The sequence below is a fragment of the Luteimonas salinisoli genome (assembly GCF_013425525.1).
Classification (GTDB): domain Bacteria; phylum Pseudomonadota; class Gammaproteobacteria; order Xanthomonadales; family Xanthomonadaceae; genus Luteimonas; species Luteimonas salinisoli.
In genome coordinates this window covers 21,937-34,782 of record NZ_JACCKA010000041.1, presented here as the reverse complement: position 1 = coordinate 34,782, position 12,846 = coordinate 21,937, and the positions used below count along the sequence as shown (strand labels likewise).

General features: G+C 69.6%; 14 protein-coding genes. 8 read left to right on the top strand and 6 right to left on the bottom strand.

Annotated features, from left to right (window positions below):
* Positions 1–61: 61 nt before the first annotated feature.
* The gene (locus tag H0E84_RS05805; protein WP_180677693.1) at positions 62–1,030 is read right to left on the bottom strand and encodes an IS5 family transposase; all 969 of its coding nucleotides are present in this window, start codon (positions 1,028–1,030) and stop codon (positions 62–64) included.
* A 49-nt stretch (positions 1,031–1,079) separates the two neighbouring features.
* On the opposite strand from H0E84_RS05805, the gene H0E84_RS05800 reads away from it, so the two are divergent.
* The 4 genes from H0E84_RS05800 (at position 1,080) to H0E84_RS05785 (ending at position 3,471) form a co-directional block, all read left to right on the top strand.
* A complete protein-coding gene (locus H0E84_RS05800; protein WP_180677692.1) occupies positions 1,080–1,640 on the top strand; it encodes an SMI1/KNR4 family protein in 561 nt (186 codons plus the stop codon).
* Between the two features lie 350 nt (positions 1,641–1,990).
* A complete protein-coding gene (locus tag H0E84_RS05795) occupies positions 1,991–2,251 on the top strand; it encodes a DUF6429 family protein (RefSeq protein WP_180677691.1) in 261 nt (86 codons plus the stop codon).
* Between the two features lie 539 nt (positions 2,252–2,790).
* A complete protein-coding gene (locus H0E84_RS05790; RefSeq protein ID WP_180677690.1) occupies positions 2,791–3,162 on the top strand; it encodes a VOC family protein in 372 nt (123 codons plus the stop codon).
* 99 nt (positions 3,163–3,261) lie between these two features.
* Positions 3,262–3,471, top strand: a complete 210-nt coding sequence (locus H0E84_RS05785) for a DUF8066 domain-containing protein (protein ID WP_180677689.1) — start codon at positions 3,262–3,264, stop codon at positions 3,469–3,471.
* A 135-nt stretch (positions 3,472–3,606) separates the two neighbouring features.
* On the opposite strand, the gene H0E84_RS05780 is transcribed toward H0E84_RS05785, so the two are convergent.
* Complete coding sequence (locus H0E84_RS05780) at positions 3,607–5,973, bottom strand: Tex family protein (RefSeq protein WP_219339612.1); 2,367 nt, start codon at positions 5,971–5,973, stop codon at positions 3,607–3,609.
* 189 nt (positions 5,974–6,162) lie between these two features.
* On the bottom strand, positions 6,163–6,549 hold the full coding sequence (locus H0E84_RS05775; RefSeq protein ID WP_180677688.1) for a putative signal transducing protein: 387 nt from the start codon (positions 6,547–6,549) through the stop codon (positions 6,163–6,165).
* Between the two features lie 61 nt (positions 6,550–6,610).
* Between H0E84_RS05775 and H0E84_RS05770 the strand changes: the two genes are divergently transcribed.
* From H0E84_RS05770 to H0E84_RS05760, 3 genes are all read left to right on the top strand, one after another.
* On the top strand, positions 6,611–7,915 hold the full coding sequence (locus H0E84_RS05770) for a sialidase family protein (RefSeq protein ID WP_180677687.1): 1,305 nt from the start codon (positions 6,611–6,613) through the stop codon (positions 7,913–7,915).
* A 334-nt stretch (positions 7,916–8,249) separates the two neighbouring features.
* Complete coding sequence (gnd, locus tag H0E84_RS05765) at positions 8,250–9,155, top strand: phosphogluconate dehydrogenase (NAD(+)-dependent, decarboxylating) (protein ID WP_180677686.1); 906 nt, start codon at positions 8,250–8,252, stop codon at positions 9,153–9,155.
* Between the two features lie 110 nt (positions 9,156–9,265).
* Entirely contained in the window at positions 9,266–9,910 is a 645-nt protein-coding gene (locus H0E84_RS05760; protein ID WP_180677685.1) for a LysE family translocator, read from the top strand.
* A 28-nt stretch (positions 9,911–9,938) separates the two neighbouring features.
* On the opposite strand, the gene H0E84_RS05755 is transcribed toward H0E84_RS05760, so the two are convergent.
* Both H0E84_RS05755 and H0E84_RS05750 read right to left on the bottom strand, forming a co-directional pair.
* Entirely contained in the window at positions 9,939–10,640 is a 702-nt protein-coding gene (locus H0E84_RS05755; protein ID WP_257644092.1) for a hypothetical protein, read from the bottom strand.
* Between the two features lie 73 nt (positions 10,641–10,713).
* Positions 10,714–11,787 (bottom strand): oxidoreductase, encoded by a 1,074-nt coding sequence (locus tag H0E84_RS05750; protein WP_425600466.1) that lies wholly within the window; start codon positions 11,785–11,787, stop codon positions 10,714–10,716.
* Here H0E84_RS05750 and H0E84_RS05745 point away from each other — a divergent pair.
* Positions 11,731–12,447: a hypothetical protein gene (locus H0E84_RS05745; protein ID WP_180677665.1), complete on the top strand. Its 717-nt coding sequence runs from the start codon at positions 11,731–11,733 to the stop codon at positions 12,445–12,447. The two genes, H0E84_RS05750 and H0E84_RS05745, sit on opposite strands and share 57 nt — an antisense overlap.
* 21 nt (positions 12,448–12,468) lie before the next feature.
* Here the strand turns inward: H0E84_RS05745 and H0E84_RS05740 are convergent, their stop codons facing one another.
* Positions 12,469–12,747 (bottom strand): DUF2782 domain-containing protein, encoded by a 279-nt coding sequence (locus tag H0E84_RS05740; protein ID WP_180677683.1) that lies wholly within the window; start codon positions 12,745–12,747, stop codon positions 12,469–12,471.
* Positions 12,748–12,846: the final 99 nt, after the last annotated feature.

Below are 12,846 nucleotides of genomic sequence, written 5' to 3'. Positions count from 1 at the left end.
GCGACGCTCGTTGCGCCGTTTTCGGCGCATTTGGGCGGGGTTCCCCGCCCGGGGGACACACCTATCCCGTCGCCGGCAGCAAGTGCCGGCGCGCCATCCACAGATTCGACAACGCGAACAACGTCAGCATCTGGCCGGTGTTCTTCATCAATCCGCGGTAGCGCACCTTGATGTGGCGGAACTGCTGCTTCACCACCCGGAACGGGTGCTCGACCTTCGCCCGCAGGCTCGCCTTGTACTGCTCCCAACGCTCCGCGTACCGGCGGTCGCGCTTGTTCTTCATCGCGCGGATCTTCGAAGGCTTCTCCGCCACCACGAAAGCCGCCCGGACCTCCTGCAGTTCTTCGCGCTTGTCCATGCCGGCGTAGCCGCTGTCGCCGCGTACCGTGCCTTCCTTGCCGTGCAGCAGCTTGTGGACCTGGCTGATGTCGGCCGCGTTCGCCGCCGTGCATTCCACGTGGTGCACCAGCCCGGACTCCTCGTCCACGCCGATGTGCGCCTTCATCCCGAAGTACCACTGGTTGCCCTTCTTCGTCTGGTGCATTTCCGGATCCCGCTCGCCATCCTGGTTCTTCGTCGAGCTCGGGGCCGCGATGATCGTCGCATCCACGATCGTGCCCGCGCGCAAGCTCTGGCCCTTACGCGACAGATGCGCATTGACCTGCTCGAAGATCTGCCTGCCCAGGTCGTGCGTCTCGAGCAATCGCCGGAAGTTGAGGATTGTCGTCTCGTCCGGGATGCCGTCCAGCCCACCGAGCCCGGCGAACCGGCGCATCACCGGAGTGTCGTACAAGGCCTCTTCCATCGCCGGGTCGCTCAACGCGTACCACTGCTGCAGGAAGTGGACGCGCAGCATTGTGGCAAGTGGGTACGGTTGGCGGCCGGGGCGGCCCGTCTTCGGGTAGTGCGGCTCGATCAGCGCCAGCAGCGCCTTCCACGGCACCACCTGGTCCATCTCCGCCAGGAAGATCTCCTTGCGGGTCCGCTTGCCCTTGCCCAAGCCCTCGGCGTCACCGAACGTCAGCTGCATCGATCGCTGTCCCAATCAAGTTGCGCTATTGTCGCGCGGAACGGACGAGTTGTTCAGACCTTCCATAGAGTCGTGGCTTCAGCAGAACTGGCCGGCCGGGTTAGCCGACCTGAGTCGGCCTGCCTCAGAGGACGAGATCCGGACTCTGGAGCAGGCTTTGGCCCGGTCACTTCCCGAAGATTTCGTCTCGAGCCTCCGGATTCACAACGGCCAGAAGGGAATCGCTGGCTATCTGTGCCCATCGGGTGAGTTGCTCTCCAGTGGCGAGATCGCCAGTCAATGGCAGGTGTGGAAGGACCTCTTCGATTCTGGTGACTTCGACGAGTACGAATCCGAGCCAGCGAACGAAGCTATTGCGCGTGACTGGTGGAACCCCGGGTGGGTGCCCATCACTCACAACGGTGGCGGCGATCACGACTGCTTAGATCTCAGCCCCACCTCAGCGGGCCAGACCGGCCAAGTGATCACGATGTGGCATGACATGGCTGAAAGGGAGTTGCTGGCTCCGAATTTTTCGACGTGGCTGCAGCAACTTGCCGGCAAGCTCCTTTCTTGCGAGGTGGTTTACTCGGAGGAGTACGGCGGCCTCATCGAACCGGAGAACACCTAGGTGGGCCTAACAATTCGTCCCAGCCGACGCGGTAGTTCCTACGGTTCAGTGGACACCCTGATCTCACTTCAGGAGTGTCTTCAATGCTGTCGCCTCCCCCTGATCAGGGGGAGGCGACACTCAACGGGCACCTGTCAGAAGGATACTCATGACATCCATGGCTGCTACGACAAGATTGAGAGTGGCACAGTGGTCGCGGGCCTTTGCCTCGACTAGCCTGGGCCCTGGTCGCTCCAACCGAGCGGCATCGTTACGGCTTTGATCTGACGATTGGCCGGGGTGGGCTGGTCTAATCCAGGCGCCTGGCCTTGGGAATTGCGCGTTCTTGGAAGCAGGTTTAGTGTGCGTATATGGCTTACGACCAATCCCGCATTGATGACGCAGTCCTGGCGCTTCTTGCCGCCCACCTTTTCAACACGAACAGCTCGTGGAAAGGCTACGATTTCGACGTCATGAACCGCCTTCACGAGGCCGGCTACATTTTCAACCCCGTGGGCAAGAAGAAGTCGGTGCAACTCACCGAGGACGGCATGAAGCGTGGGCAAGAACTTGCAAGTCGACTTTTCAGCACCGCAGCAACCGACGATTCTGCTCGGCATAGGGGCTCCTAGCAGTTCGTTCAAACCGACCCGATGCCGCTCAATTCAGGGGCTAGACCTCGTGAGTAAGCGTTTCGCAGTCGTGTTGGTGCTCCTCCTTGCTGCATGCGGCGACAAGGCGGAGGCTCCTTTGGACCCGCCACCGCCACCGCCTCCGCCAGCACCAGACGTCGGCTACGTCGCGGAGTTCAACAATTGCTCGACGCGGCCGCAGAGAAGGCTGTCTGAGCGGGAAAAATGCGAGATTGCCGCATTCCAGTCGCGCTGTACGGAGCTAGACGACTGCTATGTCTCTTGTATCAGTAGCAAGGACGGCTCCTTCGTCGGTGGGCGTTGCGCGCATACATGCACTCTCGGCCCGCGCAAGGGGGCTCCGCTTCCGGGTGCCCTTGCCAGTTGCAAGATGCTCCCTGGACGGTCTGGGGTCGACGTAGAGTAGAGGGGTGAATCCGACCGCCAAGTGCGACAAAGTCGATCGAGTACGGATTCGCTCGTATTGACGCTTCGGCGCGCACAGCGCGACGGAACTGCGATCTTCGGAGATGGCGTCCATGGAAATCAAATCGGTCTCTCCAATCCTTTCAGTCGTCGACCTGGCGCGGTCGATCGAGTTCTATCGCCATGCGCTTGGATTCGATCTGGCATGGTCGTGGGGCGAGCCTCCAGACATCGCCGCCGTGTGCCGCGATGGCGTCGAGATCACTCTCACCCAACGCCCGGGCGCGAAGCCTGCGGGTGCATCGCATCTCTATTTGGGCGTATCGGACATCGATGATTGCTACGCCGCCCTCGTAGGCGCTGGCGCCGCGATCGTCGTTCCCATCGACGATCGCCCGTACGGCATGCGCGATTTCCGCATCGCTGACCCCAGCGGCAATGAGCTCAGCATTGGCCAGAGCATCGCCGGCGACGACGCGATCTAGCGACTCACTCGAGCGCGCCGCGCCCCGCGGGTCGGCTCGATTCGAGTCGCGCCAAGACGAGTTCTGGACAATCTTGCAAACTCCAGAGGAACGAAAAGCATGAGCAGCCTGAGTCTTCTTACAACCGCAGTGTCGCTGGCCTACCTCGTCGGCCTGATCGGCGTCGTGGTGTATCTCCTCGTGCTCGCGACGCGTTTCGTGAGAGCCCATGAGCGCGGCGCAGACGCGCTAGGAGCGATGGCGCGAAAACTTCGCGCCGATCCCGATGCGAAGGACAAATTCAAAATCGAGGATTTCCGCGTGCAGTGAGATCGCTCGCGCAGGCGCCGGCCGGGACTGGTCCGAACCGGCGTCGCTTGCCGTGGCGACTGGTCGGAGACAGCCGTGGCTTGTCGGCGCCGTCGATCGATCCCAGGTGGTTCGCCGCTCGCTAGCCGCGATTCCTCAGGAACGCCGTGCACGGGCCAGTGCATCGGCCATTGCGCTGTTGGGCGGCGCACCCTTGGCGTTGCCGCCACCGGAATCGCCCCGTGCGGGCCGCTCCGGCCGGTCGCGGCGCGGGCCGTCGCGGCGAACCGGGCGCTCGTCGCCGCGCGCCGGCCGCGCCGCCGGCTCGCCCACGGGGTCCTCGAGACGGCGGGTCAGGGCGATTCGCCTGCGGGCGACGTCCACTTCCAGCACCTTCACCTTGACGATGTCGCCGGCCTTGACCACTTCGCGGGGATCCTTGACGTAGCGGTCGGCGAGGGCGGAGATGTGTACCAGGCCGTCCTGGTGCACGCCGATGTCGACGAAGGCGCCGAACGCGGCCACGTTGCTCACCACGCCCTCGAGCACCATGCCGGGCCTGAGGTCCTTGATGTCCTCGATGCCTTCGGCGAACTGCGCGGCCTTGAATTCGGGGCGCGGGTCGCGGCCGGGTTTTTCCAGCTCCTTCAGGATGTCGCGCACGGTCGGCACGCCGAAGGTATCGTCGGTGAAACGTTCCGGCTCGAGGGTGCGGACGAAGGCGCCGTCGCCGACCAGGGCGTGGATGGGCCTGCCGGTGGCGACGACGATGCGTTCGACCACCGGATAGGCCTCCGGGTGCACGGCGGAGGCGTCCAGCGGCTCGTCGCCGTCGGCGATGCGCAGGAAGCCGGCGCACTGCTCGAAGGTCTTGCCGCCCAGGCGCGGGACCGCGAGCAGGTCGCGGCGGCGGCGGAACGGGCCGTTGGCATCGCGATGCACGACGATGTTCTCGGCCACGCCCGCCGACAGTCCGGCCACGCGCGCCAGCAGTGCGGCAGAGGCGGTGTTGACGTGCACGCCGACCGCGTTGACGCAGTCCTCGACGCGCGCGTCGAGCGCGCGCGCGAGCCGGTACTGGTCGACATCGTGCTGGTACTGGCCCACGCCGATCGACTTCGGCTCGATCTTGACCAGCTCGGCCAGCGGGTCCTGCAGGCGCCGCGCGATCGATACCGCACCGCGAAGCGAGACGTCCAGGCCGGGGAACTCGCGCGCCGCGAGCTCCGAAGCCGAGTAGACCGAGGCACCCGCCTCGCTGACCACGATCTTCTGCAGCTTCAGCTCCGGCGCGGCCTTGATGACGTCGGCGGCGAGCCGGTCGGTCTCGCGCGAGGCGGTGCCGTTGCCGATCGCGATCAGTCGCACGCCGTGCTTCGCGCACAGCGCCCGGAGCGCATGCAACGACTGGTCCCACTGCCGGCGCGGCTCGTGCGGATAGATGGTGTCGGTGGCGACCAGCTTGCCGGTAGCGTCCACCACCGCGACCTTGCAGCCGGTGCGGATGCCGGGGTCGATCCCGAGCACGGCCTTCGGCCCCGCGGGCGCGGCCAGCAGCAGGTCCTGGAGGTTGTCGCCGAACACGTCGATCGCCTCGGCCTCGGCTTTCTCGCGGGCCTGGTTGACGAGGTCGATCATCAGGTGCAGGTGCAGTTTCGCGCGCCAGGCCAGGCGGCAGGCATTGCGCAGCCAGGCGTCGGCGGGGCGACCGCGGTCGGCGATGCCCGCGTGCAGGGCGATGCGGGCCTCGGCGTGGGCGTGGCCGGGCTCGGCGTCGCTGCCGGGATCGAGATCCAGCTGCAGGAACTCCTCGCGGCGCCCGCGCAACAGCGCCAGCATCCGGTGCGAGGGGATCTTCGCCAGCGGCTCGGCGTGGTCGAAGTAGTCGCGGAACTTCTCGCCGGCCGCCTCCTTGCCCTCGACCACGCGCGCGCGGATCACCCCGCGTTCCGCAAGCCAGCCGCGCAGCTCGCCCAGCAGCGCCGCGTCCTCGCCCCAGCGCTCGAGCAGGATCGCGCGCGCGCCTTCCAGTGCGGCCTTCGCGTCCGCGACGCCCCTGTCGGGGTCGACGAACCCGGCGGCGTACGCCTCGGGCACGCGCGTGGGGTCCTGCAGCAGCCCGTCGGTCAGCGGCTCCAGCCCGGCCTCGCGCGCGATCTGCGCGCGGGTGCGGCGCTTCGGCTTGTACGGCAGGTACAGGTCCTCCAGCCGCGCCTTGCTGTCGGCGCTCTCGATGTCCGCGCGCAGTTCGTCGGTCAGCTTGCCCTGCTCGTCGATGCTGGCCAGGATCGTGGCGCGCCGGTCCTCGAGTTCGCGCAAGTAGGCCAGCCGCGTCTCCAGGTTGCGCAGCTGGGTGTCGTCCAGCCCGCCGGTGACTTCCTTGCGGTAGCGGGCGATGAACGGCACCGTGGCGCCGCCGTCGAGCAGGGCGATGGCGGCCTCGGCCTGGGCGGCGCGGGCGCCGATCTCGCCGGCGATGGTGCAGGCGATCCGGTGCGCGAGTTCGGGCGTGGCTATGGACATGGCGTGGGGCGGGTCGGCTGCGGGACGGCGATTGTGGCAACCGTGGCGGTGCGGCGATAGCGGTTGACAGCCGCACGCCGAGCGCCCATCGGGGCGACCGGCGCGCGGCTCGGCAGGTCTCGGAGGACCCGTTGGAACGGGGTCCCGACCGAGGGCGCCTGTGCGATGGGAGATCCGCCAGGCGCGGACTCAGAACCCGCGGATGGACGGATCCGCGTCGTCGTGGCGGCGCCGCCATGGCAGCGGGACGCTGAACAGCATCAGCGCGGCCCAGGCCAGGCGGCTGGACCACGACTCGCGGTCGAGGGCGCGCGCCGCCGCCGGGGCCGGTGGCGCGCCGCCTTCGTCGTCGATCGCATAGGCCCCGTCGTCGAGCGCCTGGAGGACGCGCTGGGCGTGCATGCGCTGCTCCTCGGGCACGCGCAGCTTCACGCCGCCGATCGCCAGCCGCCATTGCCAGTCCCCCAGGGCGCTGTGCTCGTCGCCCAGGTGCGCTTCGATGCCCTCGGCCTCGAGCAGGCCGCGGGCGATCCGTGCCTCCAGCGGGTCGGTGTAGGTGGCGACGATGACGAGCATGGCGGAATCGAAGCTGGCGGCCGGCCGGGCAATGAGCGTCTCCGCAGGGTACGCTTGTGCCATGAACGCCGCCAAGCCGCACATCGTACGCAGATTCATTCCGCTGATCGCCCTCGCCCTGGCCGCTGCGGGTTGCACGAACGACCGCGACGCGGCGCCGGCCGCGGCCGATGCGGCCAACGCCCCGTCGCTGCCGACCCGGGTGCTCGACTGGCCCTTGCCGGCGTCCACGCCGGGCGCCTCGGCGCCGGACCTGGCGCTGGCGCCGGATGGCCGCATCCTGCTGTCCTGGCTCGACTCGCAGCCCGGGCGCCGGCACCTGTTCCGGTTCAGCGCCTGGGATACCGCACAGCAGCGCTGGCAGGCGGCGCCGGCGACCATCGCCGTCGGCAACCGCATGTTCGTCAACTGGGCCGACACCCCGCACATTCTCGCCACCGAGGATGGCGCGCTCTGGGCGCACTGGCTGCAGAAGACCGCCGACCTGCCGTACGCCTACGACGTGGTGATGACCCGCTCGCGCGACGGCGGTGCCAACTGGGCGCCGCCGGTGTCGCCGCACGACGACGGCACCCCGACCGAGCACGGTTTCGTCTCGCTGTGGCCGCAGGGTCGCGACCTGCTCGGCATCGCCTGGCTGGATGGCCGCAACACCGGCGGTGCCGGCCATGACGCGCACGGCGCGCACGACGGGGCGATGATGCTGCGCACCGCACTGTTCGATGCCGGGTTGCAGCCGGTGCACGAGGCGACGGTGGATACCCGCACCTGCGAGTGCTGCAAGACCGATGTCGCGATGACCGATCGCGGCGCGCTGCTGGTCTACCGCGGCCGCACCGGAGAGGAGATACGCGACATCCTCGCCACCCGCCTGGAGGGCAACGTCTGGACCGCGCCGCGTCGCGTGCACGCCGACGACTGGACCATGCCAGCGTGCCCGGTCAACGGCCCCGATCTGGACGCACGCGGCAGCGAGGCGGTGGTGGCGTGGTACACCGCCGCCGGCAACGAGCCGCAGGTGCGCATGGCGCACAGCGGCGATGCCGGCGACAGCTTCGGTGCGCCGCTGGTGCTCGATCGCGGCGGCGCGGTTCACGGGCGCGTTGCGGTGGCCCTGGACGAGCGCCAGGTGCGGGTGCTGTGGCTGCGCGAGGAGAGCACCGGCCAGTCGCTGTGGTATGCGCGACTGGCGCCGGACCTGTCGCGCGAGTTCGAGCGCATCGAGTTGGCCAGGCTGGTGGGCCGCGGCCGCGCCACCGGCTTTCCGCGGCTGGTGGTGCACGGCGGCATCGCCCACGCGGTGTGGACCGACGTGGTCGATGGCCGTCCGCAGCTGCGCGGCGCACGGCTGTTGGCGGCCGAGTGAGCGTCGCCCGCAGTGCGTAGGAGCGGCCCGTGGCCGGAAAGGCCGCTGGCGTCTCCGGCCGGACGTGCGGTGATCGTGGGCCTGTCCTGCGGCGTCGGCCTTCGCGTGCATGGCACGCTCCTACGGGCAGCACGTTTGTAGCAGCCGCCCGTGGCCGCGAAGGCCGTGGGCGTCTCCGGCCGGGTGTGCGAGGATCGCGGGTGTTTTCTGCAGCGCCGGCTTTCGCGTGCATGGCACGCTCCTGCGGGGTGAGACGGACCTGTCTGCGGGAACGGAGCGTGCGACGGGCGTGGCGCTGTGCGAGGCTGGACGCCCGCCGCTCACGGAGACGCGCATGGACCTCGGAATGATCGGACTCGGCCGCATGGGCGCGAACATGGGCGAGCGGCTGCTGCGCGGCGGGCACCGGGTCGCCGGATACGATCCGGGCGACGCGGCGCGCGCGGCGGCGGCGGCCCGTGGAATCGAAGCGACGCAATCGCTGGCGACCCTGGTGGAGGCGCTGCCGGCGCCGCGGACGCTGTGGCTGATGGTGCCGGCCGGTCCCATCGTCGACGACACCATCGCCGCGTTGCAGCCCCTGCTGGCAGCCGGCGACGCGGTGATCGATGGCGGCAACAGCTTCTATCGCGACAGCCAGCGCCGCGCTGTACAGCTGGCCGGGGACGGGGTCGGCTGGCTCGATGTCGGCACCAGCGGCGGCATCTGGGGGCTGGAAGAGGGCTATAGCCTCACCATCGGCGGGGACGCCGCGCTGGCGCAGCGGTTGGCTCCGCTGTTCGCCGCACTGGCGCCGGCGCCGGAGCGCGGCTGGGGACGGGTCGGGCCGGCGGGCGCCGGGCATTTCGCCAAGATGGTGCACAACGGCATCGAGTACGGGCTGATGCAGGCCTTTGCCGAAGGATTCGCGATCCTGCAGCGCAAGCAGGAGTTCGGGCTCGACCTGGCGCAGGTCGCCGACATCTGGCGCGATGGCAGCGTGGTGCGGTCGTGGCTGCTCGACCTGTGCGCGCAGTCGCTGCACGGCAATCCGGGGCTGGAAGGGATCGCAGCCTACGTGGCCGATTCGGGCGAGGGGCGCTGGACCGTGGCCGAGGCGATCGACCTCGACGTGGCCGCACCCGTGATCACCCAGGCGCTGATCGAGCGGCTGCGCTCGCGCGACGACGATGCCTTCGCCGACCGGCTGCTGGCGGCGCTGCGCGAGGCCTTCGGCGGGCACGGATTCAAGCGCGGCTGAGCGGTAGCCCGGGGCCGGATCCGGGACGCTGCATTGCGCCTGGCGGCGAAGACGCGCCGCCGGGGAACGCGTATCTTCGGCGCACCGGTCTTCCCCGTGGAGTCGTCGCCATGCCCGAGCCGTCGCATCTGCTGGCGTTCGCGCTGATCTCGCTGGGCATGGTGCTCACGCCCGGGCCGAACATGGTCTATCTGATTTCGCGCTCGATCGCGCAAGGCCCCGCTGCCGGGCTGATCTCTCTGGGCGGGGTGGCGCTCGGCTTCGTGTTCTACATGATCTGCGCCGCGTTCGGCATCACCGCCCTGGTGATGGCGGTGCCCTATGCCTACGACGCGCTGCGCCTGGCCGGCGCGGCCTACCTGCTGTACCTAGCCTGGCAGATGCTGCGTCCCGGCGGGCGCTCGCCGTTCCATGCCGGTGTCCAGGCGCGGGCCCTGCCGAAGGACAGCCCGCGGCGGCTGTTCGCGATGGGCCTGGTGACCAATCTGCTCAACCCCAAGGCCGCGGTGCTGTACCTGTCGCTGCTGCCGCAGTTCATCGATCCCGGCCAGGGCAACGTGCTGGGACAGTCGTTGCTGTTGGGCAGCCTGCAGATCGCGATCAGCGTGATGGTCAACGCACTGATCGCCATCCTCGCCGGCGCGATCGCCGGGTTCCTCGCGGCGCGGCCGCTGTGGCTGCTGGCGCAGCGCTGGCTGATGGGCACGGCGCTGGCGGCGTTCGCGCTGAAGATGGCCGCCGAGACGCGGCGCTGAGGCGCCGCGCCGGACACGGCCCGAAAGGTCAGCGCTCCCCGGCCTGCCGCGCCTCGGGCGCCAGCGTCTCGACGATGTCGCCTTCGGCGTCGAGGAACTCGATCGCGCCATACCCCTGTTCGGTCACCGTCAGGCGCAGGCGCGGGCGATCCTTCGCATCGGCCAGGGCGATCGCCGGCGTGCCGTCGGCGGCGACCGAGAGCGAGATACGGGTGGCGCCGCCGATGCCCGGCACGATGTGGTTGCCGAGCGCGGGCTCGCGCAGCACCGGCGCACGCTGGTTGAGGTGGAAGCCGACCGAGCCGTCCGGCATCACCCGCCAGCCGATGGCGTCGCCGTTGACGTGGTCCTGCGCCACCACGGTGGCGGTGCCGCCGTCTTCCAGGTCGGCTACGGCGAACCCGCCGCGCTCGCTGCCGTTGCGGTCGAACACGGTCAGGCCGCTGGCGGGGAAGATGCGCCGGTACTGGATGCCGTCGATGATCGGCTGCTCGGCCGGTGCCGCCAGCGACATGCGGATCGTGCCCTCCTCGTCGACGATGTCGATCCGGCGCACCGCCAGGCGCTCATGGTCGATCGTTTCGACCCGGGTCTGGGGGGTCTGGGTGACGATCATGCGCTCGAGCGCATCGACCGGGATCCGTTTCGGCGCCTCGTCCTGCGCGAGGACCGGAAACGACAACAGGGCGACGGCGATGGCCGTACAGGCGACGGCGGGGCTTGCTGCCATGGGCTCGGTTCCTTCCAGGGGTCGTGTCTCGGCGAGGGTAGTGCGTGGTACGGGCGCGGCGCAGTGCCGGTCGTCACCCCGACGCCGGGCCGGCGGCCGGCCGGGGCGTGTGTGCGAGGTCGATGACCGTCCCCCGCGCCGCGCTTTCGCGCGCGGCTTCCAGCACCCGCATGACCTCCAGCGCCTGCCGCGGCGTGACCGGGGGCGGCGTGCCGCCCACGATCGCGTCGCGGATGCCGGCGTAGTAGTCGCGGTAGTCGCCGGGCACGCTGGCGGTCGTTTCCCGGCGCAGGGTTTCGCCATCGGCGCGCACCAGCTCGCCCGGCAGCGGGTCGTGGTCCCAGCCCGTGGAACCCGGCGCGATGCCGGCGCGCAGCCGGTCCTCCTGCGGGTCCAGACCGTGCTTGATCCAGCTGCCGCCGGTGCCGTGCGCGGCGAAGCGCAAGCCGTTGGCGGCGACCAGGGTCGAGGCGTGCAGCACCACCCGCCGCCGCGGCCAGCGCAGCGTCACCTGGAACCAGTCGTCGACCCGCGCGTCCTCGCGCATCTGGGCCAGGTCGGCCTGCACCGCGTCGGGCATGCCGAACAGCTGCAGGGCCTGGTCGACCAGGTGCGGGCCGAGGTCGAACCACAGTCCGGCGCCCGGTCCCGGGCGCTCGCGCCAGCGGTCCGGCACCTGCGGGCGGAAGCGGTCGAAGTGCGAGTGCAGTTCGACGATCCCGCCCAGCGCGCCGTCGTCGATCAGCTTGCGCAGGGTGAGGAATTCGGTGTCCCAGCGCCGGTTCTGGAACACGCTGACCAGGCGCCCGGCGCGGTCGGCCGCGGCGACGACGGCCTGCGCCTCGGCGAGGGTGACGGTGAACGGCTTGTCGACCACCACGTGCCGCCCGGCCGCGATCGCCGCCAGCGCCAGCGGCGCGTGGGTGCGGTTGGGACTGGCCAGCACCACGAGGTCGACGGCATCGTCGTTGAACGCGGCCTCCGGGCCGACCCGCACGCGCACGTCGGGGAAGTCCGCCCGCACCTTGGCGGCGTCGCCCGACACCACCGTATGCAGCCGCAGCCCGGGCGTGTGCGCGACCAAGGGCGCATGGAATACCTTGCCGACGAAACCGTAGCCGACCAGGGCCACGTTCAGCGGCGTCACCGGCACGCCACCGGCCGGCGAAATCGCGGTCGAGGCAACGGGATCGGCATGGCGCGCTCCTTCAGCTTTCGGTCCACCCGATTATGCGGTGTCGCCCGGCAGGGCGCTGCGATGCCGGGCGTGAAGTCACGGTGCCGTCCCGCACGCGCGAACGCGCACTGCGCCGGGCGACAGTCGGCCGCTCCATCGCCAGGGAACCCGGGAATGCACAGCCAGTTTCTTCGCCGCATGGCCTTCAGCACCATCCTGCTCGCCGCCACGGCGCCGCCGGCGTTCGCGCAGGCCGCCGATCCGTCGCAGTGCGCGCGTATCGACGACGTCGACGTCCCGCACGAGGTGCGGATCGACCCGGACCAGGTCGTTTTCGGCGATCGTGGTGCGGTCGCAACCGTGCGCGCGGATGCGATCGTCTTCGATGGGCGGCAGGTGGCGCACGCCGACCCTGCCTACTACGCCGACCTGCGGCGTTTCCTCGGCGAAGCCGACCGGGCGGCGCGCGAGATCAAGCCGCTGGCGGCATTGTTTCGCGGCCGCGGTGCGGAAGTCGCCGAAGCCGCGACCCGCATGTGCGGGGCGATCCTGGCCCTGGCCGAGTCCACGGGCCGGGTGGAGGCGACCGTGCCGGGATTCGAGTCGCCGGTGCGCATCCGGTTGAAATGAACCCCGGACGCGCCCGCGCGATCACCACTCGAACAGCTTGAAATAGGTCCGCGGCGGATCGTCGATGTCGCTGTCGAGGCTGCCGTCGCCGTCGCGGTCGTAGAGGTAGTACGTCGGCCCGCGCGCCGGCTGCACCTGCACCACCCGCAGCTGGCCGCCGACCCGGTACTCGGTGATGACGTCGCCGTTGGGCTCGGTGCGGGTGGCCTCGGCTGCGTCGGCCGGGATCTCCGGCCCCAGGGCTTCGGTGGTGGCGCAGGCGGCAAGCAACAGCAGCGGGACCAGCAGCAGGGACTTCATCGCGGACTCCATGGCGTTCGTGGGCTTCGGGCGGTGCGCATTCTCATTCGATTATGCGCCGGGCCGTGGCGAACGCGCCGTGACCGCCATTGCGCGAAG

Excerpts from the sequence above, each read along its gene's own strand:
- H0E84_RS05805 (WP_180677693.1), bottom strand. The coding sequence starts at position 1,030 with ATGCAGCTGACGTTCGGTGACGCCGAGGGCTTGGGCAAGGGCAAGCGG.
- H0E84_RS05795 (WP_180677691.1), top strand. The coding sequence starts at position 1,991 with ATGGCTTACGACCAATCCCGCATTGATGACGCAGTCCTGGCGCTTCTT.
- H0E84_RS05790 (WP_180677690.1), top strand. The coding sequence starts at position 2,791 with ATGGAAATCAAATCGGTCTCTCCAATCCTTTCAGTCGTCGACCTGGCG.
- H0E84_RS05785 (WP_180677689.1), top strand. The coding sequence starts at position 3,262 with ATGAGCAGCCTGAGTCTTCTTACAACCGCAGTGTCGCTGGCCTACCTC.
- H0E84_RS05780 (WP_219339612.1), bottom strand. The coding sequence starts at position 5,973 with ATGTCCATAGCCACGCCCGAACTCGCGCACCGGATCGCCTGCACCATC.
- H0E84_RS05775 (WP_180677688.1), bottom strand. The coding sequence starts at position 6,549 with ATGCTCGTCATCGTCGCCACCTACACCGACCCGCTGGAGGCACGGATC.
- H0E84_RS05770 (WP_180677687.1), top strand. The coding sequence starts at position 6,611 with ATGAACGCCGCCAAGCCGCACATCGTACGCAGATTCATTCCGCTGATC.
- gnd (WP_180677686.1), top strand. The coding sequence starts at position 8,250 with ATGGACCTCGGAATGATCGGACTCGGCCGCATGGGCGCGAACATGGGC.
- H0E84_RS05760 (WP_180677685.1), top strand. The coding sequence starts at position 9,266 with ATGCCCGAGCCGTCGCATCTGCTGGCGTTCGCGCTGATCTCGCTGGGC.
- H0E84_RS05755 (WP_257644092.1), bottom strand. The coding sequence starts at position 10,640 with ATGGCAGCAAGCCCCGCCGTCGCCTGTACGGCCATCGCCGTCGCCCTG.
- H0E84_RS05745 (WP_180677665.1), top strand. The coding sequence starts at position 11,731 with ATGGAATACCTTGCCGACGAAACCGTAGCCGACCAGGGCCACGTTCAG.
- H0E84_RS05740 (WP_180677683.1), bottom strand. The coding sequence starts at position 12,747 with ATGAAGTCCCTGCTGCTGGTCCCGCTGCTGTTGCTTGCCGCCTGCGCC.